This is a genomic window from Bdellovibrionales bacterium, from assembly GCA_018266295.1.
Classification (GTDB): domain Bacteria; phylum Bdellovibrionota; class Bdellovibrionia; order Bdellovibrionales; family Bdellovibrionaceae; genus JACMRP01.
In genome coordinates, this window is sequence record JAFEAQ010000014.1 from 91,052 (window position 1) to 112,988 (window position 21,937).

The following is a 21,937-nucleotide window of genomic DNA, read 5'->3' on the forward strand; positions in this document are numbered from 1 at the left end:
CGCCTTTCTCGAAGCTTACGCACCTTGCTGCACACCGGTAAGTGGCTTACGCCGATCACCGGACAGATTATGCTGCTTTAGCGCGCGCGAGCTTCAATTTTTCCATGATCAACACGAAAGGTGCTGCCACGTAAATCGAAGAGTATGTACCGAAGAAGATACCGATACAGATCGCAAACGCGATATCTGAAACAGTTCCATCAGCAAACAAATACAAGCAAAGGGCAGATACGAATGTCGTGCCGGAAGTAATGATCGTACGGCCAAACATATCATTGATCGCTCTATTCACGATAAAGTTAATTCCTTTATCGCGGAAGTGACCTTCGGTTTCACGAATACGGTCAAATACCACGATGGTGTCATTTAAAGAGAAGCCGATCAGTGACAACAAGGCTGCCAAAACTGGTACGTTCACTTCTTTACCCACCAAAACGAAGATCGCCAAAGTGATGATCACGTCATGCACCAAGCACACAACTGCACCCGGAGCGAATTTATAATCGAAACGAAGTCCTACGTACACGAGGATCACGATCAGGCAGTAGAATACCGCCAAGAACCCATTACGCTTCAACTCCGCACCCACTTGAGGACCCACCGTATCAACACGGCGGATATCTGGCTCATTGGCAACGAGGTCTTTGCTGATAGCATCTTTCAAACGCGCAATCGACGCGTTCAAAAGCTCATTCGTTTCTTTATCAGTTTTACCGTGTTCACCTTGGAAACGGATAATGTACTCATTCTGGTCACCAAAGCTTTGAACACCGACTTCGCCGAGGTTCAATTTTTCAGTCGCCTTACGAACTTGATCAATATGAGTTTCTTTACCGAACTTCACCTGCATCTCAGTACCGCCCTTGAAGTCGATCCCCCAAGTTACACCGTGGATTGCAAGGTAGATCAAAGAAACAATCACCAACAACAATGAAATACCGCCAAAGAGGCCGACTTTACCGACGAAGTCGACACGGCCAGCGGAGTCCTGCGGATTTGTTTTATTAACGTTTTTTTCCATGTTCATCACCTATACAGACAATTTCTTAACGCCCATTTTGTTCACCAATGTATCCACGATCACTTTAGAAAGGAATACGTTTGCAAACATCGTCGTCACGATACCAATCAACAAGTTCACCGCAAAACCACGTACTGGGCCCGTACCGAAGTACAACAATACGACCGCTGTCGCTGCCGTCGTGATATTCGCATCAACGATCGCAGACATGGCTCTGTGGTAACCCTCTTGCAAAGCACGTTTCCAAGAAGAACCCGCACGGAGTTCTTCACGAATACGTTCGTTAATCAAAACGTTCGCATCCACGGCAAAACCGACGGTCAAGGCAATTGCGGCAATACCTGGCAATGTCAGAGTTGCACCCAAAGACGTCAGGAGCGCAAACACCGACACGATATTCACAGCCAAGCAAATATCCGCAATGATGCCCATAGAACGGTAGTAAACCGCCATGAAGATCACGATCAAGATCGCGCCGATATAAGAAGCCATTTTAGCTTTATTAATAGAGTCAGATCCCAAAGACGGACCCACGCGACGCTCTTCCAACTGCTCAAGAGTTGCAGGCAAAGCACCCGCACGCAAAGCTGTTGAAATCATCTTCGCTTCTTCCATACCCTTTTGACGATCACGACCACCACCCAAAGTGATGACCGCGCGGCCACCCGAGATACGGTCTTTGATGTTTGGAGCAGACTTAACAACTCTGTCCAAAACGATCGCCATACGTTGACCTGTGTGACTTCCAGTCAAATCCGCGAATTGCTTCGCGCCATGGCTGTTGAAAGTCAAAGCCACTTCTGGTTCACCGTACTGGCCGTAGCTGACGAAAGCGTCATCCAAAGCGCCACCGTCCAAGTCTGTATCTGTTTTTAACAAATAAGGGATTGCGCCGATTTCCATTTTGGTCGCGTTCTCAGATTTTTCGAAGTACACAACCGTTTTTTCTGGCAACTTTGCTTTCAAATCGTTGTTCAAACGAGTGACGTACTCAGAGTACTTCATCGTCGCCATCGAGTAACCACCCGCTTTTTCAGCGTCCGCGATCATCGCTTGCAACTCTTGAATGCCTTTGTCGTTAGAAACGATCATGAAATTCAATTTCGCCGTTGTATTGATCAACTCTTTGGCGCGTTCAGCATCGGCCATACCCGGCAACTGAACCAAGATACGGTTGTCACCTTGTTGAGTAATACTTGGTTCCGCCACACCGAATTCATCGATACGGTTACGGATTGTTTCGATGGCTTGATGGATGACCTTTTGCTTGTAGTCATTCAAGTAGCTGTCGAAGTAACGAGTCACGATTTCGCCATCATTTTCGCTCATGATTTGCAAAGTCGTGCCGTAGTGCTTATTCAAATACTCTTTAGCTTTCTCCAAAGTTGCCTTATCACCCGTGATGGTGATTTCGCCTTCTTCCGCTTTCAAAGATTTTACATCAGTCACGCCGATGCTTTCTTTTGCGAAGTCTGCTTTGAGGCTATTCACCAAACGTCCCGTGGATTCAGCGATCACACCTTGCACGTCCGCGCCCATCACCAAGTGCAATCCACCTTGGATATCCAAACCGAAGTTCAATTTGGCTTTCGATGGCCACCATTTGTTTTCCATGTTCACAACATTCGGTGTCACCCACACGATCGCGAGTGCAACACCCAATACCGCTAGCACGCTTCTCCAACGCAAACTTTCCATTAGTTCTTTCCTTCTGTTGTTGCTTTTGCCTGAGATGACAAGATCTGGCTACGCAAGATCTTTACGCGAACTCCATCCGCGATTTCCAAAGTGACAAAAGTGTCGTTGATTCCTTCGATAGTGCCAAGGATACCGCTGGTCGTGATCACGGCGTCACCACGTTTAAGTTCCGTCACGAACTTCTGGTGATCTTTTTGTTTTTTGGCCTGTGGGCGGATGATCAAGAAATAGAAAATCACGAAGATAAAAATGAATGGCAAAAACATTTCTAATCCAGATGGCTGAGCGGCGCCGCCTGCTGCTTGAGCAAATGCTTTTGAACCAAAGAGTAACCAATACATGAACAACCTCCACTTAAAATAGAAGTAAAAAATTGACCATGTTCTGCTAACGAAATCAATCGTTTATGATTGGAAACTCGAATTCTGCTAGAGGCTTGCGTCCTTTTTAATGAAACGCGTTAGGCAGTCGTCACGGAAAGCCGCCCATGTGCCTGTTTCAATAGCATGACGAGCTCGTTCCATTAACTTCATATAGAAATGCAAATTATGAATCGAGTTCAAGCGCGAGCCTAAGATTTCCCCACTCAAGAACATATGACGAAGGTACGCGCGCGAATAGTTCTTGCACGTGTAACAGTCACATTCTGGATCGAGCGGCCCCGGATCTTCACGGTATTCATTGCGTTTGATGCTGACCTTACCCTGCCAAGTGTAAAGCGTCCCGTTGCGGGCCACCCGGGTTGGCATGACGCAGTCAAACATATCGATGCCGGCATCAATCGAAAGAATCAAATCCGTCGGCGTGCCCACGCCCATCAAGTAGCGCGGCTTATTGGCCGGCATGAGTGGCGCAATATTCGGCATCAACTCATGCATCAAGTGGATCGGCTCGCCCACACTGAAGCCGCCCAAAGCGTAACCTGGAAGGTCGACGCTCGTGACTTGTTCAAGTGAGTACTTACGATGTTCAAGGCTCAAACCGCCCTGCACGATTCCAAAGAGCAAACTTTCCGGACGAGTCATCGCATCGCGGGAGCGAAGCAACCAGCGGTAAGTAAGATCCATAGATTTTTTGATTTCGTCATCGGTTGCCGGGTACTTCAAGCACTCGTCAAAGGCCATGATGATGTCAGAACCGAGATCCATTTGGATCTCCATGCTCTTCTCGGGACTGATGAAGTGCTTAGCGCCATCAAGGTGCGAACGGAACTCAACACCCTCTTCGCTCATTTTACGAAGCTGTGACAACGAGAACACCTGGAATCCGCCGGAGTCTGTCAAGATCGGGCCGTTCCAGTTCATGAATTTATGCAAGCCGCCCATCTTTTTGATGAGCTTTTCGCCAGGACGTAGATGCAAGTGATAGGTGTTCCCCAAAACAACTTGAGTCCCACAATCCGTGAGTTCCTCAGGAGTCATCGCTTTCACCGTGGCTTTGGTGCCGACCGCCATGAACACCGGCGTCTCGAAAGAGCCATGTGAAGTCGTATAAGTTCCGCGGCGGGCGTTGCCTTCGGTTTTGTGGAGTGTGAATTTACCTATTTGATCCATACGCTGAGGTCCCCGTAGCTAAAGAGGCGGAAATTTCTCGCAATCGCCCACTGATAGCAAGCTTTTACTGTATCCAAACCCGCGAAGGCTGAAACTAATGCAAGAAGGGTCGATTGCGGTTGGTGGAAGTTGGTCAAGAGCCTGTCAACGACCTTGAACTGGTACGGCGGCTGAATCAGAATTTTGGTAAACCCCGAGAGGTTTCCGTGCACATCTTGTTTAAGGTGGCCGCCGGCCGCGGACTCTAAAGCGCGGGTTGCAGTCGTGCCGAGGGCCCACACTTTGCGGCCGTCCATGCGCGCGCGAACGATGGACTCCCAAACCACTTTAGGGATTTCAGCGTATTCTTCATGCATATCGTGCTGGTCTAAATCTTCGGCAGTCACCGGCAGAAAAGTTCCAAGTCCTACATGCAGAGTGACCTCTAAGACCTTAACACCACGGCCTTTTACGAAAACCATCTCTTGCTCATGAAAATGCAAGCTCGCGGTTGGAGCTGCGAAACTCCCTGGTTTCTGCGCCCACTTGGTTTGGTACCAAGACTCGTCGTCTTGAATTGTGTGGCGCTCGTTGCGGGCTTTTTGAATATATGGAGGAAGTGGCAGTTCGCCATGTTGAGTGAAGTAATCCTCGGTCACGGCTTGACTGAGCTCGACCACTTGCGGACGGCCCTTTTGCGTGAGGGTCATCGTCACTCCACCAGGAAGATCGATTTTTTCTCCAATGCTGTATTTGCGTGAAGGAAAAAGCACTTCCCAAGTGGTCGGAGTTTTCTGCGAAAGAAACAGAATTTCGATGTCCCCAGCAAACACACGGCGCTTTAGCACTTTAGTGTTATTGATGATAAGCAGATCCCCTGCAGGAATATCTTCAAGGACTTGTTGAAGACTGATTTCTTGGGGAGTTCCTCCGCGAGAGAGGTCCACTTTCATCACCCGCGAGGGGTATTGCGGCTCGGTTGCCACCAATTCTTCGGGGTAGGTAAAATCAAGGTCTGTGACTTTCATGGTTTGAGTTTTAACAGAGAAACGCCAAGCACGAAACCCTGGATTGAACCACTTTAGCTACGCAGCGTTAATATGGGAGCGCCCGGAAATTTCGGAGATGTTCGGAAATGCATCTCTCAATCTGTCTGCGCATAAGCTTTGTTTACACCGCTAGCAAACTTTGGCACGACCGCCTAAAAACTCTCCCAGGCGCGATTTTACATGAATAGGCATTGGTACGTTTCATGCTCCTCCTTAAAGACATCACAAGGAGAACTTCAATGAAATATTTTATTTTTGGTCTTATCGCGGCGTTGGTTGGTCAAGCTCAAGCTCAGGCTCCAAGTACTTGGGCTCGAGTGTCCTCTAAAAACTTAGTTTGTAGGACTTTCGTTGATCAAGGAAAGCTTACTTTCTACATTATGCAAGACAACCTCGGCAATGCGCTCACGCTTTTTAGAATGGACGGAAACACTCAAGACGCTGACTTTGTGGCAAATGCTCGTCAAAAGCTTCAACTCTGCAATGCTACTTTGGCGCAGATCAACTCAGATGCGGGCATCTTATCTTTTCCGCCTTTGATGGTGAACCTCACAACCGGAGCCACTGAACCAGAAAGCGGCTTTTTTGTAAAACAACCTTCAGCAAAATAATTTTCAGAACAAAAAAAATGCGGGGCATAAGCCCCGCATGACTTTCTTTGGGGAACCACCAAACCCAGAGAAAGCCGTAAAAATAAAATTTAAAGACTAAGCACTTCGTTGTCGTCCCGGAGCTTCCTGCTCAGGACTCACCAGATGCGCCTGCATCCGTTGCCGGGCTACTAAATTTGCCCAGATTGCGACGCTCAAGGCCCCTGAGTACACCACACAAAATAATAAGATCATTTGTCCTTCACTCATCGATTCCTCCGTGAGTCAGGGCCCATGTTGACGGTGAGGGTTTTTGCCATCCTAGCTCCCCCTTGTTCCGTCTTGAGGAGCTTCCGTGCCCCTCTGTCTTTGTGACTGCAAAACGCCTTTTCTAGGTTAATGAATCCGCTCTTTTTTTAAGCAAAAATCTTGAAGGCCTGGTCCAAACTTCCAAAATACCGACCAGGGTCCTGAAACTTATCAGGTTTTGACGATTGACTCCTCCTGGCCGTTTATGGTTTAAAGAGAGTCCCTCGATTCTCAAAGATTTTATTTAGTGCGCGCGCGGGTGGTGGAATTGGTAGACACGTACGTTTGAGGGGCGTATGCGCAAGCGTGAGGGTTCAAGTCCCTCCCCGCGCACCATTCAAATTAAAATCATTCTCTCAAAAAGCTCAAAATAGAACATTCCGAAGAATACCCACTGAATCAGATTGGGAATTGGTTTATTTTCCACAACTTTAAGCCGACAATATAAACAACAGAATGTTCCCAACAAACTTTGGAATATATTTATGAGTCTCAAGTCGGTACGTCAATTGATGGGCGCCTTAGCCCTTTTTGCCTTTATCTTGGCTCCCGTGAGTCAGGCACAGATGATTCCTTTTGGCTTTTGGAAGTACCAAGTGGTCGGCAATACCGTGACCATCGTGCTCACTTCGGGAACAAGCTGGATTGTCCCGGCGGACTGGAACAACTCAAACAATAAAATCGAATGTATTGGTGGCGGAGGCGGCGGTGGCGCCGGTGGCTTTTATGCCGGGGGCGGAGGCGGCGGCGGCGCCTATGCAGCCGTTACCAATGTCACTCTTTCGCGCGCCTCAATCATCTCTTACGCCATTGGTGCCGGTGGTGCCGCGGGAGCCAACGGCGGAGCTACCTCCTTCAACACTTCGACTTGCGTCGCTGCAGGCGGCACGAAAGGTGCCAATAACTCTGGTGGTGCGGGCGGAACGACGGCGGCCTCAACGGGCACCATTAAATACGCGGGTGGTGCCGGGGTTACTCCTGGCGGCGGTGCCTTTGGCGGATCCGGCGGTGGTGGTGCTGCGGGACCTAACGGTACCGGTGGCGCCGGCGGGTCAGGACTCACCTTTGGCGGCTATGGCGGCGGAGGCGGCGGAGGCAATGGCGGCGGGTCTGCCGGTAATACTGGAGGCAGCAATAACGGTGGTAATGGCGGTGGCAACTCCGCAGGCACTGGCGGTGGTGCTGGAAGTGTCACCACGGCGGCAGGCTCTCCCGGAACCAATGGTGGTGGCGGCGGCGGTGGCTACGGAGTCAATTCCGGATCCACCTTCGCTGGTGGTGCCGGTGGTGCTGGTAATGACCTCTCAGCCACGGTCGGAAGCGGTGGTGGTGGTGGAGGCGGCGGAGCTTCATTCGGCCCCGGCAATGTCGCTGGTGGCGGCGGCAATGGCGGCCTTTACGGCGGAGGCGGCGGAGGTGCCGGAGCCTATAACGGCGGTAGCGCTGCAGCTGCGGGCGCTGGCGGAGCCGGTGTGATCGTTATCACCTACACGCCGATTACAACAATTGTCGTCCTCACTTCAGGAACTCAGTGGACCGTGCCCGCAGGTTGGAACAGCTCCAGCAACATGATCATCGCGATCGGTGGCGGCGGCGGCGGAGCCACTGGAAACGCCAGCGGCGGCGGTGGCGGCGGCGCAGGTGGCGCCTATGCCTATGTGACAAATTTATCACTCACTCCTGGCAATACTGTGAACTACAGCATTGGCAGCGGCGGTGGCGCCAACACCAATGGCGGCGACACATGGTTTAGCTCGACATCCACCCTCCTTGCCAAGGGTGGACCGAAAGGCACGACCACCAGCGGTGGTGCTGCACCAACAGGAAACATCGGTAATCTGACCAACACCGGCGGCGCCGGCGGAACAGCGACGTCCGGCTCGATGGACGGCGGTGGTGGTGGTGGCGGAGCCGGTGGCCCTGGCGGCGTCGGCGCTCCAGGTGGCGATGCCAATGCTACCAGCCAAGGTGGCGGCGGCGGCGGAGGCAGCGGCGGTGGTTACACTGCGAATAATGCTCCTTCGGACAATGGCGGTAACGGCGGCAACAACAAATACAACACAGGCCGCGGCCTTGGCGGAACTTCCGCCGGCATAAAAACTGGCGGCAATGGCACCAATGGTGGGGGCGGCGGCGGAGGCTACGGCCTCTGGGGCGGCACGGGTTACAGCGGTGGCAATGGTGGTGACGGCATCGACCTCACGGCGCTCTTCGGGAGCGGCGGCGGTGGTGGTGGCGGCGGAAGCAGCGGTTCCACCGTCAACGGCGTCGGCGGCAACGGCGGACTTTTTGGGGGCGGCGGAGGCGGCGGCGCCGGACAGAGCTCGAGCCCGGCCGCGGGAGGCACCGGAGGTAACGGTGTGATTATTATCATCTACTAAGCTCAGAAAGTCGCTATGCCACGGGTTACAATGCGAGTCTCATTGTCGGCGTGAAGGGCTGAACTAGCGATCCTTAGAAAGATTCACTTTTCAATTGCTCAACATCCAAAACATAGCCGGCAGGTTCGTTAGTCATTTCGTAGTTTATTTCTGGCAAAAAGCCGTCGGTGGTTTGGCAGAGGCCGACGGAGTCAGGCGTGTTGAATTCGCAGAAAAGCTTTTGCAGACTGCTCAGCGATGGAACATCCATGGGCGCTAGGCCCGCAGAGATCAGATCTTTGTTATCGTGGTCTACTTTTGCTTTTGTCAGGATCGAGAGGCTTTCGTAGACCTTGCCGTTGTCAAAATTCACATATGCTGTATCAAGAACATACTCACACTTGCCGCGGATCCCCGCCATCGGCAGCGCAATACTGTACTCACCTGTGCTTTGAGCGACCGTGATCTTCATGAATTTCCCCGCTTCGTTGGGGCTGTATTTATCTTCAGGAAATGTGCAGTTTGCAAGACTCTTGCTCGGGTCCAACTTTCCGGCGGGCACATAGAACGCAAGAGTATCGACTTTAGCGCCTCCCTCGACAACTCCATGAATTGTCGATATTTTTGAGCTCAGTTGAAGCGGCGTCTCGGCGGCAAAAGCCCCCCTTGTCAGAGTCAAAAAGGTGCAAAAAACTACGAGGCTTTTCATATTCTTTTCTCCGTCCGTAATAATGCAGAGACTTTATCCCAAAGCCTGCGAAAGTCTGAGAATTTAAGTCAAACCTCGACCTCTTTTTGCTGAAATACCTAACAAGCCCCTCCCCACCCCCTTAAACCAGGAGCGTCAGATCTTTACGTCTGTATCAGTTATTGATACAAATTAAGAGTCTTTCAACACTCACAAAGGAATAAATGAATGAATCTCTATTACTCTCCGGGCGCTTGTGCTTTGGCTTCGCAAATTGCTCTTCGTGAAGCAGGTATGAACTTTGAACTTGTTAAAGTTGATCTTAAAGCCAAAGAATATGCTGGCGGCGACTACAAAAAGGTAAATCCAAAGGGGTACATCCCGGCCCTGCAATTACCAAACGGTCACTTGATGACAGAAGGTGCCGTGATCTTGCAATGGATCGCAGACCAAGTTCCTGAGAAAAATCTTTTACCAAAGTTTGGTACGATGGAACGCTACAAAGCTATGGAGTGGTTGAATTTCATCGCGACAGAAATTCATAAAGGTTTGGGGTCATTATTTGGCGCGGCCGTCATGAACGAAGACACTAAGAACCAAATCAAATCAAAAGTGCAATTGCGTTTGGCTGTGCTAGATCAACACCTGCAAAACAACGCGTTCATCCTCGGCACAAACTTCTCTGTGGCAGATGCTTATGCTTACAACGTTCTTCGCTGGACTGGCATCGTGGGTGTCGATATGGCAAACCACACAGCGATTCAAAAGTTTATGACGAAAATCGCTGAACGTCCGACGGTGAAAGAAGCTGTTGCTGCGGAAGGCATTAAGCTTTAGTTTTTTAGATACTTCTAAATGCAAAAAGCCCGGGGTGATGAACCTCGGGCTTTTTTTATTTTGATTTTATAGACCCAATGTTTTGATGCATTTTCTCAATTCTGAGACCTAGTTTCTAGAATTAAGAATCACTACTTAATGTAGCTTGCATCGCGTGTGGCTTCGATGATGCGGGACTTAGGAATCCAAGCATAGCCATCGGCCGCTTCAAATTCCGAAGTCTCAGGACGCCAGTCTTTGCCGTAGGAGTTTTTAAGCAAGTACTCACACTGGCCCGATTTTGGGTTTAAACGACGACCCACGAGAAGGCTTGAGTGATACACAGTCCCCGTTGCCTTGTAGGGGTTTACATAAAAATCAGCATTGTAGCCGATCTCGACTGGATTTTTCTTCGAAAGCTCTCCGTCGATTTGCTGACCGAATTTTTTTGCATCGAACTTCGTAAAGAGACCCATCTCAAGCTCGTCGGTCCGGATGCGGTTGGCGCAGTTTTGATTCACTAAAGAATTGAAGTATGTCGCTCGATTGGCTTTTTTGAGAGTTTCAATGAATTGCTCTTTTGTCAGATTCGGAAAAAGTGCGCGGGATTTTTTGATAAACTCTTCGCGCGAGATTTCGCTCCTAAGCGCCTTTTTGCCAAGACGATCTAGTGCTGCGAGCGGAACATTCGTGGTAATTCCTTTAAAGCCTTCACTCGGCAAATCTTTCTCAAGGCAAAAACCTTTGGCCTTTGCCGCTTTAAATGCCAGCGTTGTAAAACCAATATTCGTAATTAAATCCTGAGTCACCCCCACCGCACGAAGAACATCGTAAAATTCATTATCACCATAAGCAAAAGCGACACCGGCCGCAGACACCTCGGTCCCAATCCGGGCTGAAACCATATTGGCAACTGTGAAAGCGTAACACCAGCCATCCTGCCCTTGATTATGGATAGGTCCGGTCTTGTCACGAAGATCCACATTGAAACAAGTCTTGGACTCTTCTGCATAGGACTGAGCCGATTGCTTTTGAACTTTTTTAATAAATTTTGCAGTCTCTTGCGGAGTCAGATCCGTGCCCTCTGCCATGTACTTTTTAAAAGCTTCAAGTCTCGCATCCACTTTGCCGCTTTGAGAGTACAAATTTAAAATAAATCTTTGGCGGGTGATTTCATCGCGGCGTGATTTTTCAAGCGCCTGATCATACATCGTATCAGAAATGCCAAGAGAGCGCAGATCGATTTTGCAACGGCTTACGAGTGCCTGGGCCATTCGGATCTGCGAACTTTTATCCGTTAATTCCGTCTTATCACCGAAAATTTCAATATTGAGCTTTCGCAAATCTTCTTTTGCATTCTCACAAGATGAATTGCTTGCGGCCGCGAAAGCCGGAACCAAAGAAAGTAAAACGACCACCATTTTTTGCATAAGCCCCACTTCAAATACTTAGCTTTATTTTGCCGGACCTTTGAAGTGAGGAAAAGAGTTTGACTGTTGGAGACGTATATTCTGGACTGAACGCTCCTCCCCAAGGGTCAGAGCCGAAGAATAATTCTCTCTATGTTCCCGCTTTTTCCAGATAGAAAATAGTTCCTTTTAAATCCGAAAATGATCACTTTATGGACGCATCATTTGCGGCGATGATCAATACGCTCGCAGAGGGACTTGGCCTCGCCCTTGCAAACTCCGGCTGCATATTAAAGGAGTTTCCTATGAATTCAATGCTTAAACTGGCCTTAACGGCAGCCCTTAGCCTCTCAGTATCTGCAAGCTTCGCAGCAAGTATCACTTGCAGAGGACTCAGCGACAACGGCACCGATATTAGCTTTAGACACACCACTCGCCCTGATGGGGCCGTCAAGATTTCAATTATAGAATCCCAAGACGGTGAGGTTCTCTATAAAAATTCCTGGAGCAGCGACCTCACAACTCGCTCACCAAAAGTCAATGGACTGTCCTTACAAGACAGCACTGGCAGCCGTGGAGAGTATTACTCACAGCTTGAACTATTCGGCAATGCGGGGTCGTTGAACTATGAAGAAAACGATTCCGGCTGGGAATATTCTATTCACACCGCACAGCTGACTTGCGAGACAAAATAGATTCCGCATTTGGTACTGAGGGCAGGCCTGCGTCCGATTGATTTTTCTGGGAGCAATCCGCTGTCCACGGATCATTCCGGCGCATGTCTCATCTCACGCAAGAAAAAAATAAGCTCGATCTTCTCTTCAAGGTTCTTGCTGGAGCGAAAAAAACGCGTGCTCGTTTTAGAGGACAAGATCAGGTCTTCGCACCTCTCGTAGAGCTTGTTAGCCTTCTTCTGCGAGGGGATCTATGCCAACTAAGTATCTGCTTCAGTATTTTTTCATCTTTGCAGCACTCACTCTCAACTTTTCTTCACCCATCTATGCGCAAACAATGCCGATTGGTTTCTGGAAAGGACAACTCAAAGTCGTTGTTCTGACGTCTGGTTCCTCTTGGACCGTGCCGAACGATTGGCGTAGCACCAACAACACAATCGAGTGTATCGGTGGCGGCGGCGGCGGAGGGGGCTCCAACGCCTACGGTGGTGGTGGCGGAGGAGGAGGCGGCGCCTATGCAAAAATCTCAAATCTTACACTCACCCCTGGCGCAAGCGTGTCTTACACGATCGGCACCGGCGGCAATGGAGGCATTGGTACCTACAGCGTCGCCGTGAACCCCGGCACGGCCGGCGGCGATACCTGGTTTTCATCTTCCGCCACAGTGATGGCAAAAGGCGGCTCGGCCGGTACAACACTGATCGCTGATGGATCTACGGGTGGCGGTGCCGGTGGCGCCTCTGCAAGTAGCGTCGGCACGACGAAATTTTCCGGGGGCCCTGGCGGGAATGCGTTTCACAGCGGCAGTACTTACAACGATGCCGGCAGCGGAGGGGGCGGAGCCGGAGGTCCCCTCGGCAATGGCGCCTCCGGCGGTACGGGCAACCCAACCGGCGAAGGCTCTGGCGCAGGGGGCGGTAATGGCGGCGGCACCGCCGGCGGCAACTCCAACGTCGACAACGGGGCTGTTGGTGGCAACAATGCCGGAGGCACCGGCGGTGGAACCGCCGGAAACTCGACAACTCGCCCAGGCGGCGCAGGAACAAATGGCGGCGGTGGCGGAGGCGCTTATTCCGTCTGGGGAACGAACGGCTATCTCGGCGGTGTCGGTGGAAATGGTATCGACATCACTTCCACTGTCGGCAGCGGTGGTGGTGGCGGCGGCGGAGGTGGCGGTGGCGCTGTCAACGGAGTCGGCTCTAACGGCGGCCTCTACGGAGGGGGCGGAGGAGGCGGCGGTGGCACAGGCATCAGTGGCACCGTCAATGCAGCCGGTGGCAGCGGCGCCGCCGGTGTTATCGTTATTAAATATTATCCAAGATAGTTTTATGCTTACTTCTATGACTATGGATTTGCACAGGCGCAAACACGCTGTGTCCCGGCAAGAGTCGCCGCACAGGTTGTGGTGAGTGCCCCAAGATAACGATAACTTCCAGTACTCTGATAACCGCACCCAACGGCGGTGCTTCCACTTGCTCCACCCGAGGTTCCTTGATCAAGGGCTGTCAGAATTTGATCGCACTTTGTTCCTGAAGAGGACGCATTCGTCGTTCCCGTCAGATCACAACCGCCGTAAGACGCACAAACCGTATCGCAACTCGCCGCCGCCGCACCAAGGCGATAGTTATAACCATCAACAGTGGCCACCCCTGCCTGCAGCGAGCCACCGCTACCACAAGAGCAAACACGCTGCTGGCCACTCCCCGTCGCGCCACAGGTGATGGCGCCGGTATCATAGGTGTAAGTCGTCCCGTTAATGGAGCAGGCATAAGCATAAGAATTGGTACCGCCGGCAAAACCGCTCGGGCTTTTTCCAAAACTTGTCAGCACCGAAGCACAAGTGGCTTTAACATTAGCGACGGCCTTCGTCGCCGTCTGCAAACATCCGCCGAGCGAAGCACACGTGGTGTAGCAGTTATCGCCCGCAGCTCCGAGATAATAGCAATTGCCACTATAAGCAATACCGCCGCTGGGACAACTGATTCCTGAGGTTTTCCAAAACGCAAAAGGGAGGAGCTGCGCTTCTGCCGCGAGAGAAAGAAAAGCCATGGAAAAAAATAAGGCCATTCGAACAACGTACACCATAGCTTCATGATACCACTAAACGGCGGCTCGCCTTATAGAAAGCGCGCCGTTTTTTGCTCGAAATCCGGAGCAGTCTTCTTGCTTAAATTCATTTTAGCCAAAGACACATCCTCTCACGGAACACCTTTTATTCGCGAGGGCGGACTTCAATCATCTCAACATGAAAAATCAGATTCGAATGCGGCTTGATTTTGCCCTTTTCTCGTTCGCCATAGCCAAGGTGAGACGGCACAAAAAGGGTGCGCTTCCCGCCCTCTTTCATCCCTAAGAGCCCCTGGTCCCAGCCCTTGATAACTCGTCCTGCGCCAATCACGAACTGGAAAGGCCTGCCGTGATCGTAGGACGAATCGAACTTGGTTCCGTCCTCTAAAAAGCCCTCATAGTTGCAAATACAAAGAGCGCCTTTAACCGCCGCCTTGCCGGCTCCTTCCACAGTGTCTGTAATTTTTAACTCATTGTCGTTCATACTCCACGGTATACCCGGGACTTCAAAAGGGAGCAACCCCCTCCTGGCACAATCCTGACAATACTTGACTGGTAAATCTCGGGATCAACGCCTATAAATAGCGCACCCCCTAACCCCTGACCTACGAGGTAAAATATGATCCGTTCTGTAATGACTGTATTGATGCTTTCAATGGCTTCCATTGCTTTTGCTCAAGACGCTTGTAACACAAAACTGACTTTGAACTGTGAAGCTGATTTCAGAGCTGAATATCAAAGCTTGCAAACTTTGACTGCGTCTGACGCTTTCGCCGACGAAAATTGGGATGAGCCCTCTTTGGCAAACTGCGCTTCAACTGTTTACATGACAACTGGAAACACGACAGTTCGCGTGTCTGTAGAAAAAGATCTTTCTAGCAGTGCTTTGAAAGTGAATTCAAACGCGAGCCAAATCACAGACTACGTTCAAAACGGTCAAAAAATGCGTCGAGCTGATTACTCAAACTTCGCTTCTGCAAACGCAGTGGTTGGCCAAGTTTTCTCTTTAGAGACTTTGCAACTGGCACTGCCGCTTGCAAACGGTGTTACTAACGTAAACGTGAAATGCGTTGTTAAGTAATTAGACAGCTGGGGTGATTTCTTCCCGTTAGAAAAATAACATCTAGAAATCACCCTAATTTCATTTATAACTAGTCCCACTTAAAAAAACAAACCGGGGCTGGAAGTATGCAAAGCTTTATCTTTACTGTCACTTTGATTCTCTCTTCGATCACTAACACAGACTCTTCTGCTGTTCTTACTGAAACCGAGAAAAAACAAGACTAAAATCTAATCGGGGATAATCCCGCGGCCTAAGAGCGTCCTTTCAAGCTTCAGGTTATAAAGCTTGAGTAACTCCTCTTTCACCTCAGGCCCTTCGAGGACTCCCATCGCGTGTGCAATCGCCTGGAGAGTGGCCATGCCCTCCTCCATATGCTCTGCCCGCAAATGGTACTTCGCCGTGTTTGCGGCCTTAATCATCACTCTTGGTACATCTTTCAGCTCTTTATGGCGGTAGTGAACTTTACTAGCCTGGCGCCAATTGCCATCTGGTACGATCATCTGAATCGGCCGTGGGTCCGCGGCCACAAATTCTGCAGTCAAATCCTGGGCATCCTCCGAAGGATAAAATAGCACTGTTCTGTATTCGTCGTTCAAAACAGCACTGAGATCCATTCCTGCCCGGTCCTCGCCACGCACCCGCATTTCACTGTTAATGAGCGCCTTCACTGCGAGGCTGCCGGTGTTCGTCGTGCGGCGAAGCTCGCGGTAATGAACGACTAGACAAAGCCGCGTCTTGAGATTCAGCTTCGGAATAAATTCACAAATACAACGTTCAGGATGCATAAAGCAGACAGCGCAAGGCTCTTTGGTCTTGCGCCCGGTACGGAGACCTTGACTCATAGGCGCGCCTCGATCATGCGGAACTCGCCCGCCGCATATTCTTTTTGGTTGTCAAGGCCCCAACGGATGAGCGCTTTTAGAACCGGCTTGAGCGATTCACCCTTTTCGGTGAGCGCATACTCAACACCCTCGAGCTTTTCTTTACCGACATTGCTGCGGGAGACGAACTGCATCTCTTCCATTTCGCGGAGCTGCTGAGTGAGAGTGCTGGGCGTAATCCCCGGAGAAAGGCGTTTCAGCTCGCCAAAACGTTTTGGGCCACGGCGTAGATTATAAAGTAAAACGACCTTCCACTTGCCACCGAGCAAAGTCATCGTCATTTCTGCCGGACAGTTGTATTTCATTTTCATCAAAGCCCCCGAGGATGCGATACTAGTACTAAAAAGCATACTAGTATGCAAACAAGGATCTACACGACAACCTCGGAAGATGCTACGACAAAGAATATGGAAAATCTAAAAATCGTGACTTTCGACCCGAAATACCTGCCAGCCTTTGTGGAACTCAACCGGGAGTGGATTCAAAAGTATTTTGTGCTGGAGCCGATGGATCTTGCTCAGCTGGAAAACCCCTCTGATAATATCCTCAACCAGGGCGGCGAGATTTTCTTTCTTTTGGCAAACGAAGAGGTCGTCGGTACGTGCGCGATGGTTCCCCATGGAGAAGATAGCTACGAGCTTGCAAAGATGGCTGTCGCGCCGTCCGCGCGCGGCAAAGGTTACGGCGACATCGTCATGCAGGCGGCAATAGGCTGGACCAAAGCGAAGGGCGCTGTGACCATCACGTTGCTCTCTAATACGGTGCTCGAGCCTGCGATCACACTTTACCATAAGCACGGGTTTGAGACCGTGCATCTTGGCCCTCACCCCGATTACGAGCGTTGCAATATCGAAATGGTTCTGAAACTGAAATAGTCTGGAAAATTGATTATCCTGATGGGCGCTAATAAAAAACCCGAAGGATTATGTCCTTCGGGTTCCTGTCTTGGTTGGTGCTTATCCTAGAGGTCTTACTCTTCTGAAAGAGCCGCGATACCACGGTCCAACTTTCTCTGAGCAAGTTTGGATTTTTTAGTTTCTGTTTTATATTTCTCTTGTTGCAAGCGAGCGATCTTCATCTTACGAGCATGAATTCTCTGCGCCTGGGCATAGTTCCGCTCGGAAGTTTTCAATTTCGCTTTCGCGATACGAGCTTCTGTTGCCGCCGCCTGAGTTGCCGCATTGGCTTGTTTGAGAGCTCTGTCACTGGATTTTTGTTTTTCTACCAGCACACGAGCTTTCTTCTCAGCATCTACTTTTTGCTTACGAAGATCTTCACGGCGTTTTTTAGTTTCCGCGATTTTCTTTTCGTTAGCAGCAATTTTCTTTTCAGCATAAGCTTTCTTCAAAGTCGCGTCCATTAACTGACGTTTGAACTTCTTAGCTTCTACTTGAGCCTGCTCTGCTTCTTGACGAAGCTTCGTCGCTTGTTTTGCAGCTTTCGCCTCAAGAGCATTTGCCTCTTTCATAGAGCGGAGGGCATCAGCTTTCATTTCCGCTTTATGTTGTTTTTCTTGCCGTGCAAACTCACGAGCCTCTTGCGCTTCGGCCTGAGCTCCGTCGACATCTACGACGGCGAACTCATTATCGACCTGCAAGTCGGATTCGCTTTGTGCCATGCTGATCGGCGCCCACAAACTGATCAATAGAACACACATAATATATTTCATAACAACCTCGCACCCGATGTAGTATTCAATGGCCGTGCCATCTCAAAATGGTTAAGGTGCGGAAATTCCAGGCATTTCCAAAGCGGTTTATTTGGGAATTTAAAACAATCTGTCGTCCCACCCTGAGAATTCCGAGTTAAGTCCCGAAAAACGCAGAGCCTTTTTTCAACTGACTGAATTAACAACATGTCATCGAAGCAAACATTTTATCAAACATTCCCTCCCCTAAGCCCCACGCTCTCATTCAGGACCTCTCCCCCCAATGAACCATGCCTCCGCCCTTCATACCAACTCCGCCGAGAACCCCTACAAATTTGCCAACACAAAGTACGACACCTAGGCAGGCGCAAGAAATGAATCCAAAACCAACCTCACATCAAACCAACAAGATCTGATCCGGAAAAGCGACCTGGTACCTTTTCAATAACCTGATTCTCTCCCCTCCCAAAATATCTAAATCGCCCCCACATACCTCGCCTGGCCGACCACGATGGTCGGACAGCCCCGTTCTCACGGACGGATGGCCCACGCGAAGTAAGCGACTGGGCGAACACGTAAGTCTCATCGCACATCACGGAAAAACTGAAACTCTCAACATGCCTCTTAAGGAGCTGATGAATTCAAATAATTACGTAGAGAGAAGAAAGACATAGAAAATAGAAAGAATAGAGAGAATAGAGCGAGGTAGAAATCTTAAATCTTCTTATAAATCATTTACTTAGCACTAAATCCATTGACCTTATATCAACAAATTATTATATTGCCCGTGAATGAAAAACTCTTCTTCTCCACTTTTTGATTATCATGACTCTGGTGCTACAAAACGTAAGTACGGAAGAACCACTCATGGGGGAGCTGATTCAAAAGGAAGAAGAAAAGAATATCGACCACTTTCAGAAAAGAAATGGATTCACCTCACACTAAAATCTTCTAAAGCAAAAGGCCCATGGAGCTTCCTCACTCCAAAGAATCAACAAATCATCCGCGAAATCCTCAAATCCAAATCAAAAAAATGGGGCGTACAGATCGCTGAGATTGTGAACGTCGGGAATCACCTTCACATCAAGCTTAAATTCAAATACCGCGAAGGCTTTCAAAACTTCCTAAGATCCGTAACAGCACTCATCGCACGAAAAATCACCAATGCACGACGTGGACATGCTGCCGGTAAGTTCTGGCAAGGTCTCGCCTTCACCCGCGTAATTCAGACGAAACTCGAAGAACTCCAGCTCCGTGGCTACTTCAAAGCAAACCGCCTTCAAGCCACCAAAGGCCAGAACGCCCGCGAGGAGTATCTCCAGAAATTCAATGAATGGGTCTTCAGACTGCGGGCGGGTCCCCTTCCTGTTTCCTCTGCGTAGTCCATGAGGGTCCGGCGTAGATGTGTTTTTGGGGGTTCTAAAACGATGGGTGTGTACTGGCGTGCTCGGGGTTCCTGAAAACTTCGTTGCCAAGCAGGTATCTTTTGCAGGTTGTATTGTGTAGGATCCCACCGAAATTTGGAAAGGCCGCCCTCTCGGTATATACTCGCCACTTTCCATGAAAGGATCTCTCTATGAAAAAGCTTTTCTTCGCAGCCGCCCTCTCACTCACCGCTTCTCTTGCTTCCGCAGCACCGACCATCACTTGCACCCATGCTGGGTTCTCGGAGCTCACGATTCAGCTTGTACCTTACAATGCCAATCAGTTCAGCCTCCGTGTCGTTAAGACCGGCCCTACTGGTGATTATATGCCCAGCGTTGGCGAGCGCTCGCTGATGAACGTCGACCCAGAGGTTTCCAATAAAGACTATATGATTTTGCGTTCTAATGAAAACGAAGAACAACGTGTATTTGAAGTCAGCTTCCGTCGCGCCGATCTCAAGCAAACTAACGGAACCTTCCCGGCGGCAATTCGTATTTCACAGGAAGAAAGCGACACCACTTTTGCTTCCTATGAAATGTCTTGCACTAAAAACTAATTACTGAGGCAAGGTCTTCACCGAGGCGAGGTACTCGTCATATGTAATATGATTGTCGTACGTCACCTTGGTATCGATCTCGATAATTCGATTGGCCACGGTCTGGATCAGTTCGTGGTCATGAGAAGTGAAAATCACAGTTCCCTTAAAACGGCTCAAACCTTCGTTCACCGCCGTGATGCTCTCCAAATCTAAATGCGACGTCGGACCGTCAAAGATCAAAATATTTGCGCCTGACAACATCATCTTCGCAAACATACAACGCACCTTCTCGCCCCCGGAAAGAACCGACGGCTTTTTCAAAGCGTCCGTTCCGCTAAAGAGCATCTTACCCAAGAACCCGCGTAAGAACGTCTCATCCTTTTCTTTCGAGTAAGGACGGAGCCAATCCACCAGAGTTTCTTCGTCGCCCTTGAAGTAGCGAGAGTTGTCCGTCGGGAAATAACTCACAGAGGTCGTAATCCCCCACGTATAGGTTCCTGAATCCGCCGCCATCTCACCCGCAAGGATTTCCAGCAACAGGGTCTTTGCCAAGTCATTACGGCCAATCAAAGCCACCTTATCACCCTTTTTTAGAGTGAAGCTAATGTCCTTTAGAAGCGTTTGGCCTTCCCAAGTCTTTGTGATCTTATCCACCGTCAAAACGTCATTGCCAAGCTCACGGTTCACAGTAAATCCGATAAATGGCTGCTTACGTGAAGACGCCGGCAACTCATTGAATACAAGCTTATCCAATAATTTTTTACGTGAAGAGGCCTGAGACGACTTCGAAGCATTCGCACTAAAGCGCGCGATAAAGGCCTTGAGTTCCTCCGCCTTATCTTCGGACTTCTTGTTTTGATCGGCCAACAAGCGCTGATTCAACTCGCTCGCCTGGCGCCAGAAATCGTAATTCCCCGTATAAGTTGTCACTTTGCCAAAATCGATATCCGCCATGTGCGTGCAGACTTTGTTCAAAAAGTGACGGTCATGCGAGATCACAATCACGGTGTTTTCAAAATTCATCAAAAACTGTTCAAGCCACTGGATCGCATAAATATCCAAGTGATTCGTTGGCTCATCCAGCAACAAAATATCCGGCTTGCCAAAAAGAGCCTGGGCCAAAAGGACTTTCACCTTTTCGCCGCCGTTGAGCTCTTTCATCAATTTCGTATGAAGATCATCGCCAATACCGAGGCCCGCCAGCATCACGGCTGCTTCGGATTCGGCCTCCCAGCCGTTCAGCTCTGCGAACTCTGTTTCAAGCTCCGACGCGCGAATGCCGTCTTCTTCAGAAAACTCGGGCTTGGCATAAATAGCGTCTTTTTCTTCCATCACTTTGTAGAGGCGCTCATTGCCCATCAGAACGGTCTTTAGCACCGCAAACTCTTCGTAGGCGTAGTGGTCCTGCTTCAAGACTGATAAACGCAAATCGCCCGGCATATGCACTTCGCCGGTGTTGGGCTCAAGCTCTTTTGCAAGGATTTTTAAGAACGTCGATTTGCCGGCACCATTAGCACCGATCAAGCCATAACAGTTCCCGGGAGTGAACTTCACGTTCACATCTTCAAAGAGTTTCTTGCCACCAAAACGTAAACTGACATTGTTTGTACTGATCATATGAGAGGGTCCTTTGGAAGCGTCCGTTTTACGCGTTTTTACCCGGAAGTTCAACAGTTTAAGCCCTCAAACGTCCTGGGATCGTCTCAATATGAGAGAACCATTTACATTTTATAAACAAGAAGGCCCCTGTGAGGTAACCTTTTAGAACAAGGGAAGAAACTATGCCTGTACCATGGAAATATCGCCGTCTCTTAGAGGCGAGCGAGCGCTTTAATAACTTTCACCGCTTCGTAGACACAGTCACAGTGGTATTGTTTATGGCGATCGCGACAGCCGCCGGCAACAAAGTCCTTCCGAATAAAATTCTCGATGTGGCTTTCATGCAGTGGTCGTGGCAGACTATTGGAATCGCTTCTGTGATCTTTATCTTCCTTTTCGCGGGCCAAGCTTTCTACGAGCGACAAGAACGCATTCTCTCTGAATTCCAAAAAGAAGCCGCTATCAAAGCCGCTCGAAAAAACAACTTCAGACCTCCATATCGCTAACATTCTGGAAGATAAAACGACGTCTTAGTCACTTCATTGCCAAATAAATCAGAAAATATGTCGA

The 21,937-nt window shown here is 49.7% G+C and carries 23 protein-coding genes and 1 tRNA gene; 11 read left to right on the plus strand and 13 right to left on the minus strand.

What is annotated here, in order from left to right; all coding sequences use genetic code 11:
• Nucleotides 1–67: 67 nt before the first annotated feature.
• The 5 genes from secF to queA all read right to left on the minus strand — a co-directional run bounded on the left by secF (nt 68) and on the right by queA (nt 5,279).
• The gene (secF, locus tag JSU04_15490; GenBank protein MBS1971715.1) at nt 68–1,021 is read right to left on the minus strand and encodes a protein translocase subunit SecF; all 954 of its coding nucleotides are present in this window, start codon (nt 1,019–1,021) and stop codon (nt 68–70) included.
• Nucleotides 1,022–1,030: 9 nt separating this feature from the next.
• Nucleotides 1,031–2,719, minus strand: coding sequence for a protein translocase subunit SecD (secD, locus tag JSU04_15495; GenBank protein MBS1971716.1), 1,689 nt, complete (start codon nt 2,717–2,719; stop codon nt 1,031–1,033).
• Nucleotides 2,719–2,985: a preprotein translocase subunit YajC gene (gene yajC / locus JSU04_15500; protein MBS1971717.1), complete on the minus strand. Its 267-nt coding sequence runs from the start codon at nt 2,983–2,985 to the stop codon at nt 2,719–2,721. Before yajC ends, secD begins: the two co-directional genes overlap by 1 nt.
• Before the next feature lie 162 nt (nt 2,986–3,147).
• Nucleotides 3,148–4,272 (minus strand): tRNA guanosine(34) transglycosylase Tgt, encoded by a 1,125-nt coding sequence (gene tgt / locus JSU04_15505; GenBank protein MBS1971718.1) that lies wholly within the window; start codon nt 4,270–4,272, stop codon nt 3,148–3,150.
• Nucleotides 4,260–5,279 carry a tRNA preQ1(34) S-adenosylmethionine ribosyltransferase-isomerase QueA gene (queA, locus tag JSU04_15510; GenBank protein MBS1971719.1) on the minus strand — a complete coding sequence of 340 codons (1,020 nt, stop codon included), beginning with the start codon at nt 5,277–5,279 and terminating at the stop codon, nt 4,260–4,262. Before queA ends, tgt begins: the two co-directional genes overlap by 13 nt.
• Nucleotides 5,280–5,539: 260 nt before the next feature.
• Between queA and JSU04_15515 the strand changes: the two genes are divergently transcribed.
• From JSU04_15515 to JSU04_15525, 3 genes are all read left to right on the plus strand, one after another.
• Nucleotides 5,540–5,911, plus strand: a complete 372-nt coding sequence (locus JSU04_15515; protein ID MBS1971720.1) for a hypothetical protein — start codon at nt 5,540–5,542, stop codon at nt 5,909–5,911.
• 541 nt (nt 5,912–6,452) lie between these two features.
• Nucleotides 6,453–6,535: transfer RNA gene (locus JSU04_15520), tRNA-Leu, on the plus strand.
• Between the two features lie 149 nt (nt 6,536–6,684).
• Nucleotides 6,685–8,580, plus strand: a complete 1,896-nt coding sequence (locus JSU04_15525; GenBank protein MBS1971721.1) for a hypothetical protein — start codon at nt 6,685–6,687, stop codon at nt 8,578–8,580.
• A gap of 73 nt (nt 8,581–8,653) precedes the next feature.
• Here JSU04_15525 and JSU04_15530 read toward each other — a convergent pair whose 3' ends face one another.
• Nucleotides 8,654–9,268: a hypothetical protein gene (locus JSU04_15530; GenBank protein MBS1971722.1), complete on the minus strand. Its 615-nt coding sequence runs from the start codon at nt 9,266–9,268 to the stop codon at nt 8,654–8,656.
• Between the two features lie 207 nt (nt 9,269–9,475).
• Here JSU04_15530 and gstA point away from each other — a divergent pair, with 207 nt between their 5' ends.
• Complete coding sequence (gstA, locus tag JSU04_15535) at nt 9,476–10,084, plus strand: glutathione transferase GstA (protein MBS1971723.1); 609 nt, start codon at nt 9,476–9,478, stop codon at nt 10,082–10,084.
• Nucleotides 10,085–10,215: 131 nt separating this feature from the next.
• Here gstA and JSU04_15540 read toward each other — a convergent pair whose 3' ends face one another.
• Nucleotides 10,216–11,493 (minus strand): hypothetical protein, encoded by a 1,278-nt coding sequence (locus JSU04_15540; GenBank protein ID MBS1971724.1) that lies wholly within the window; start codon nt 11,491–11,493, stop codon nt 10,216–10,218.
• Nucleotides 11,494–11,777: 284 nt separating this feature from the next.
• Here JSU04_15540 and JSU04_15545 point away from each other — a divergent pair, with 284 nt between their 5' ends.
• Both JSU04_15545 and JSU04_15550 read left to right on the plus strand, forming a co-directional pair.
• A complete protein-coding gene (locus JSU04_15545) occupies nt 11,778–12,167 on the plus strand; it encodes a hypothetical protein (protein ID MBS1971725.1) in 390 nt (129 codons plus the stop codon).
• Between the two features lie 232 nt (nt 12,168–12,399).
• Nucleotides 12,400–13,470 carry a hypothetical protein gene (locus tag JSU04_15550; GenBank protein ID MBS1971726.1) on the plus strand — a complete coding sequence of 357 codons (1,071 nt, stop codon included), beginning with the start codon at nt 12,400–12,402 and terminating at the stop codon, nt 13,468–13,470.
• 20 nt (nt 13,471–13,490) lie between these two features.
• Here the strand turns inward: JSU04_15550 and JSU04_15555 are convergent, their stop codons facing one another.
• Complete coding sequence (locus JSU04_15555; protein MBS1971727.1) at nt 13,491–14,213, minus strand: hypothetical protein; 723 nt, start codon at nt 14,211–14,213, stop codon at nt 13,491–13,493.
• A gap of 145 nt (nt 14,214–14,358) precedes the next feature.
• On the minus strand, nt 14,359–14,697 hold the full coding sequence (locus JSU04_15560) for an FKBP-type peptidyl-prolyl cis-trans isomerase (protein MBS1971728.1): 339 nt from the start codon (nt 14,695–14,697) through the stop codon (nt 14,359–14,361).
• A gap of 135 nt (nt 14,698–14,832) precedes the next feature.
• On the opposite strand from JSU04_15560, the gene JSU04_15565 reads away from it, so the two are divergent.
• On the plus strand, nt 14,833–15,294 hold the full coding sequence (locus JSU04_15565) for a hypothetical protein (GenBank protein ID MBS1971729.1): 462 nt from the start codon (nt 14,833–14,835) through the stop codon (nt 15,292–15,294).
• Nucleotides 15,295–15,503: 209 nt separating this feature from the next.
• On the opposite strand, the gene JSU04_15570 is transcribed toward JSU04_15565, so the two are convergent.
• Nucleotides 15,504–16,118 carry a DTW domain-containing protein gene (locus JSU04_15570; protein ID MBS1971730.1) on the minus strand — a complete coding sequence of 205 codons (615 nt, stop codon included), beginning with the start codon at nt 16,116–16,118 and terminating at the stop codon, nt 15,504–15,506.
• A complete protein-coding gene (locus tag JSU04_15575; protein ID MBS1971731.1) occupies nt 16,115–16,468 on the minus strand; it encodes a helix-turn-helix transcriptional regulator in 354 nt (117 codons plus the stop codon). Before JSU04_15575 ends, JSU04_15570 begins: the two co-directional genes overlap by 4 nt.
• 45 nt (nt 16,469–16,513) lie before the next feature.
• Here JSU04_15575 and JSU04_15580 point away from each other — a divergent pair, with 45 nt between their 5' ends.
• Nucleotides 16,514–17,032, plus strand: coding sequence for a GNAT family N-acetyltransferase (locus JSU04_15580; protein MBS1971732.1), 519 nt, complete (start codon nt 16,514–16,516; stop codon nt 17,030–17,032).
• A 95-nt stretch (nt 17,033–17,127) separates the two neighbouring features.
• On the opposite strand, the gene JSU04_15585 is transcribed toward JSU04_15580, so the two are convergent.
• Nucleotides 17,128–17,826 (minus strand): hypothetical protein, encoded by a 699-nt coding sequence (locus JSU04_15585; protein ID MBS1971733.1) that lies wholly within the window; start codon nt 17,824–17,826, stop codon nt 17,128–17,130.
• 770 nt (nt 17,827–18,596) lie between these two features.
• On the opposite strand from JSU04_15585, the gene JSU04_15590 reads away from it, so the two are divergent.
• The gene (locus tag JSU04_15590) at nt 18,597–19,187 is read left to right on the plus strand and encodes a transposase (protein ID MBS1971734.1); all 591 of its coding nucleotides are present in this window, start codon (nt 18,597–18,599) and stop codon (nt 19,185–19,187) included.
• 194 nt (nt 19,188–19,381) lie between these two features.
• Nucleotides 19,382–19,786 (plus strand): hypothetical protein, encoded by a 405-nt coding sequence (locus JSU04_15595; GenBank protein MBS1971735.1) that lies wholly within the window; start codon nt 19,382–19,384, stop codon nt 19,784–19,786.
• Here JSU04_15595 and JSU04_15600 read toward each other — a convergent pair whose 3' ends face one another.
• The gene (locus JSU04_15600; protein MBS1971736.1) at nt 19,787–21,385 is read right to left on the minus strand and encodes an ATP-binding cassette domain-containing protein; all 1,599 of its coding nucleotides are present in this window, start codon (nt 21,383–21,385) and stop codon (nt 19,787–19,789) included.
• 164 nt (nt 21,386–21,549) lie between these two features.
• Here JSU04_15600 and JSU04_15605 point away from each other — a divergent pair, with 164 nt between their 5' ends.
• Complete coding sequence (locus JSU04_15605) at nt 21,550–21,873, plus strand: hypothetical protein (GenBank protein ID MBS1971737.1); 324 nt, start codon at nt 21,550–21,552, stop codon at nt 21,871–21,873.
• The last annotated feature ends 64 nt before the right edge of the window (nt 21,874–21,937 follow it).

Coding starts and splice junctions, on each gene's coding strand:
- secD (MBS1971716.1), bottom strand. CDS start 2,719: ATGGAAAGTTTGCGTTGGAGAAGCGTGCTAGCGGTATTGGGTGTTGCA.
- JSU04_15565 (MBS1971729.1), top strand. CDS start 14,833: ATGATCCGTTCTGTAATGACTGTATTGATGCTTTCAATGGCTTCCATT.
- JSU04_15555 (MBS1971727.1), bottom strand. CDS start 14,213: ATGGCCTTATTTTTTTCCATGGCTTTTCTTTCTCTCGCGGCAGAAGCG.
- JSU04_15590 (MBS1971734.1), top strand. CDS start 18,597: ATGAAAAACTCTTCTTCTCCACTTTTTGATTATCATGACTCTGGTGCT.
- JSU04_15525 (MBS1971721.1), top strand. CDS start 6,685: ATGAGTCTCAAGTCGGTACGTCAATTGATGGGCGCCTTAGCCCTTTTT.
- gstA (MBS1971723.1), top strand. CDS start 9,476: ATGAATCTCTATTACTCTCCGGGCGCTTGTGCTTTGGCTTCGCAAATT.
- JSU04_15530 (MBS1971722.1), bottom strand. CDS start 9,268: ATGAAAAGCCTCGTAGTTTTTTGCACCTTTTTGACTCTGACAAGGGGG.
- JSU04_15595 (MBS1971735.1), top strand. CDS start 19,382: ATGAAAAAGCTTTTCTTCGCAGCCGCCCTCTCACTCACCGCTTCTCTT.
- secF (MBS1971715.1), bottom strand. CDS start 1,021: ATGGAAAAAAACGTTAATAAAACAAATCCGCAGGACTCCGCTGGCCGT.
- JSU04_15570 (MBS1971730.1), bottom strand. CDS start 16,118: ATGAGTCAAGGTCTCCGTACCGGGCGCAAGACCAAAGAGCCTTGCGCT.
- JSU04_15580 (MBS1971732.1), top strand. CDS start 16,514: ATGCAAACAAGGATCTACACGACAACCTCGGAAGATGCTACGACAAAG.
- queA (MBS1971719.1), bottom strand. CDS start 5,279: ATGAAAGTCACAGACCTTGATTTTACCTACCCCGAAGAATTGGTGGCA.
- JSU04_15560 (MBS1971728.1), bottom strand. CDS start 14,697: ATGAACGACAATGAGTTAAAAATTACAGACACTGTGGAAGGAGCCGGC.
- JSU04_15545 (MBS1971725.1), top strand. CDS start 11,778: ATGAATTCAATGCTTAAACTGGCCTTAACGGCAGCCCTTAGCCTCTCA.
- JSU04_15550 (MBS1971726.1), top strand. CDS start 12,400: ATGCCAACTAAGTATCTGCTTCAGTATTTTTTCATCTTTGCAGCACTC.
- yajC (MBS1971717.1), bottom strand. CDS start 2,985: ATGTTTTTGCCATTCATTTTTATCTTCGTGATTTTCTATTTCTTGATC.
- JSU04_15575 (MBS1971731.1), bottom strand. CDS start 16,468: ATGAAAATGAAATACAACTGTCCGGCAGAAATGACGATGACTTTGCTC.
- JSU04_15600 (MBS1971736.1), bottom strand. CDS start 21,385: ATGATCAGTACAAACAATGTCAGTTTACGTTTTGGTGGCAAGAAACTC.
- JSU04_15605 (MBS1971737.1), top strand. CDS start 21,550: ATGCCTGTACCATGGAAATATCGCCGTCTCTTAGAGGCGAGCGAGCGC.
- tgt (MBS1971718.1), bottom strand. CDS start 4,272: ATGGATCAAATAGGTAAATTCACACTCCACAAAACCGAAGGCAACGCC.
- JSU04_15540 (MBS1971724.1), bottom strand. CDS start 11,493: ATGCAAAAAATGGTGGTCGTTTTACTTTCTTTGGTTCCGGCTTTCGCG.
- JSU04_15585 (MBS1971733.1), bottom strand. CDS start 17,826: ATGAAATATATTATGTGTGTTCTATTGATCAGTTTGTGGGCGCCGATC.
- JSU04_15515 (MBS1971720.1), top strand. CDS start 5,540: ATGAAATATTTTATTTTTGGTCTTATCGCGGCGTTGGTTGGTCAAGCT.